This is a genomic window from Aquipuribacter hungaricus (assembly GCF_037860755.1).
Taxonomy (GTDB): domain Bacteria; phylum Actinomycetota; class Actinomycetes; order Actinomycetales; family JBBAYJ01; genus Aquipuribacter; species Aquipuribacter hungaricus.
The window spans coordinates 1-2,979 of record NZ_JBBEOI010000335.1; the positions used below are offsets into that span (position 1 = coordinate 1).

Annotated in this window: 4 protein-coding genes; all 4 read right to left on the reverse strand. The window is 72.4% G+C overall.

The features are described 5' to 3' along the window. Nucleotides 1–2 precede the first annotated feature (2 nt). Nucleotides 3–1,193 (reverse strand): EscU/YscU/HrcU family type III secretion system export apparatus switch protein, encoded by a 1,191-nt coding sequence (locus WCS02_RS19175; RefSeq protein WP_340295883.1) that lies wholly within the window; start codon nt 1,191–1,193, stop codon nt 3–5. Further along, nucleotides 1,193–1,954, reverse strand: a complete 762-nt coding sequence (locus WCS02_RS19180; protein WP_340295884.1) for a flagellar biosynthetic protein FliR — start codon at nt 1,952–1,954, stop codon at nt 1,193–1,195. Before WCS02_RS19180 ends, WCS02_RS19175 begins: the two co-directional genes overlap by 1 nt. Before the next feature lie 2 nt (nt 1,955–1,956). After that, entirely contained in the window at nt 1,957–2,232 is a 276-nt protein-coding gene (locus WCS02_RS19185) for a flagellar biosynthetic protein FliQ (protein WP_340295885.1), read from the reverse strand. Between the two features lie 5 nt (nt 2,233–2,237). Next, a partial coding sequence (gene fliP, locus WCS02_RS19190) for a flagellar type III secretion system pore protein FliP (RefSeq protein ID WP_340295886.1) occupies nt 2,238–2,979 on the reverse strand: 742 nt, incomplete at its 5' end.

Sequence of the window (2,979 nt, forward strand, 5' to 3'; positions counted from 1 at the left end):
GGTCAGGCCGGGGTCGGCGCCCCGGGGGCGGCCGCGGCGGGCCGGCGACGGCGGCGCTTCGTCCGCTGCCTCCGTAGCTCCGCCCCGTCGGGGGTGGCGCCGCGGCGGCGGGCGTCGCTGTGGACGCCGGCGGCGCTGCCCTTGGCGCGCAGCGACATGACGAAGGCCAGGACGTGCGCGACGGCCTCGAACAGCTCGCCGGGGATCTCGTCGCCGACCTCGCACGCCGCGTGGAGGGCGCGGGCCAGGGGGACGTCCTCGACCATCGGGACGCGGTGCTCGGCGGCTCGCTCGCGGATCCGGGCGGCGACGCCGTCCACGCCGCTGGCCAGCACCTGGGGCGGGCCGGCGCCGGGCTCGTAGCGCAGCGCGACGGCGTAGTGGGTCGGGTTGACGACGACGACGTCGGCCTGGGCGACCGCGGACATCATGCGGTTGCGGCTGACCTGCATCTGCTTGGAGCGCACGGCCTGCTTGATGAGCGGGTTGCCCTCGGTGCTCTTGTTCTCCTGCTTGACCTCCTCCTTGGTCATCCGGAGGTCCTTGAGCGACTTGCGCTTCTGCACGACGAAGTCCGCAGCGGCCATGACGACGCCGACCAGGACGGCGGTCTGCACCAGCGTCCGCAGCGCGCCCTGCATGGTGTCGACCGTCGAGCCCAGCGTCATCGCCCCGGCGCCCATGAGCGAGGGCATCATCGCGCTCACGGCGAACCAGGTGACCAGGACGAGAGCGGCGGCCTTGATGGTGGTCTTCGCCGCCTCCCACCACGTCATGGGGCCGAGGATCCGCTTGAGCCCCGAGTACGGGTTGAGCCGCTTGGGGTCCGGCTTGAGCTTGGGCCAGGCGAAGTGGATGCCGCCCTGCACGGCGAACGCCGCGACGGAGGCCAGCAGCGCGGCGGCGACCATGGGGACCAGGACGAGCATGCTCGCGGCGACGGAGTCGACGAGGACGTCGATGGCCACGGCGGGCTCGGGGTCGGCGACGACCTGGTCGATGCGCAGCAGGGAGCCGACGAGGCGCTCGTGGCCGGCGTGGACGACTGCCGGGGCGGTCACGGCCATCGCGGCGATCGCCGCCCAGCTGGACAGGTCCTGCGTGTGCGGGATCTGGCCCTGGTCCTTGGCCTCCTTGAGCTTGCGCGCGCTCGGGGCCTCGGTCTTCTCCCCCGCGTCACCTCCGCCCGACATCAGCCGGCCACCTGGACCAGCGTGGCGCCGATCCGCTCGGCGCTGCCGGCGACGAGGTCGGGCAGCGCGACGAACGTGTACCCGACCAGGGTGAGCGTGAGCAGGATCTTCAGCGGGAACGCCAGGGCGAAGGCGTTGAGGGCGGGCGCCACGCGGGTGGCCAGGCCCAGGCCGACGTCGGCGACGAACAGCACGGCGATCATGGGCGCCGCGATCTGCACGGCGGACAGCATCATCGTCGCGATCGCGTCGGTGACCGCGGAGGCGACGACGGCGGTGTCGAACGGCGCGCCCAGCGGCAGCACCTCGTAGCTGCGGAAGAAGCCGTGCCACACGACGAGCCAGCCGTCGCTGACCAGCAGCAGGGTGGAGGCGAGCAGCCCCTGCAGGCGGCCGATGACGGCGGCCTGCGACTGGTTGAGCGGGTCGAACGCCGAGGCCAGCGCGAAGCCGCCGACGGTGTCGATGATGTCGCCGGCGGTCCGGAAGGCCGCGAACAGCAGGAAGCAGAGGAAGCCGAGCGAGAGCCCGACGAGCAGCTGGACGACCGCGGCCCCGAGGAAGGGGCCGAGCTCCATGGGGGGCAGGTCCTCGCGCAGCGTGGGCAGCAGCGGCAGCGCGAGCGCCACCGACAGCAGCGCCTTGGCCGGCGCGGGGACGGCGCGGCCGGAGAACGGCGGGGCCACGAGCAGCCAGCCGACCACGCGCAGGGAGCCCAGGAGCAGCGCCGCCAGGGCGTCGCCGGGCACGTCGACCGCCATGCTCAGCCGCCCCGGACGAGGTCCGGGATGCGCCCGTACAGGTCGGTCGTGAAGACCGTGATCTCGGCGATCATCCAGCTGCCGAACAGCAGCAGGCACAGGCCCACCGCGACGAGCTTGGGGACGAAGGCCAGGGCGGGGTCCTGCATCTGCGTCACCGACTGCAGCAGCGAGACGACGAACCCGACGACCAGGGCGGACAGGAGCATGGGGGCGGACAGCTTGGCCCCGAGCAGGAGGGCGGCCAGGCCGATCTCGACGACGACGGCATCGGTCATGGCGCTCAGCCGTAGCTTCCGACGAGGGCTCGGATGACCAGGCCCCAGCCGTCGACGAGGACGAACAGGAGGATCTTGAAAGGCAGCGAGATGATGACCGGCGGCAGCATCATCATGCCGACGCTCATGAGCGCGCTGGAGACCACCAGGTCGATGACCAGGAACGGCACGAAGATGACGAAGCCGATGATGAACGCCGACCTCAGCTCCGACAGGACGAAGGCGGGCACGAGCGTGGTGATGGGCACGTCGGCGGCCTTGCCGGGCAGGTCGAGGTCGGCGGCCCGGGTGATGAGCGCGAGCTCCTCGGGCCGCGTGCTCGAGAGCATGAACTCCCGCATCGGCCCCAGCCCGGTGGTGAAGGCGTCGCTGATCGTCATGCTGCCGGCGAGGTAGGGCTGCACGGCGATGTCGTTGACCTCGGTGAGCGTCGGGGTCATGACGAACAGCGTGAGGAACAGCGACAGCCCGATGAGCACCTGGTTGGGCGGGGTCATCTGCAGGCCGATGGCGTTGCGGGTGAGCGCGAGGACCACGGCGATCTTGGTGAACGCGGTCGTCATGAGCAGCAGGCCCGGGGCGACCGACAGCCCGGTGATGACGAGGATGAGGACCAGCGCCGAGGCGGGGGTGCCGTCGGGGCCGTTGACGTCGATGCTCACCTGGCCGCCGGGGGCGGTGACGGCGGGCTCCGACGGCGGGGCGGGCGCGGCCGGTGCGGCGGGGGCCGCCGGGTCGACGGGCGGG

Coding starts and splice junctions, on each gene's coding strand:
- WCS02_RS19175 (WP_340295883.1), bottom strand. CDS start 1,193: ATGTCGGGCGGAGGTGACGCGGGGGAGAAGACCGAGGCCCCGAGCGCG.
- WCS02_RS19180 (WP_340295884.1), bottom strand. CDS start 1,954: ATGGCGGTCGACGTGCCCGGCGACGCCCTGGCGGCGCTGCTCCTGGGC.
- WCS02_RS19185 (WP_340295885.1), bottom strand. CDS start 2,232: ATGACCGATGCCGTCGTCGTCGAGATCGGCCTGGCCGCCCTCCTGCTC.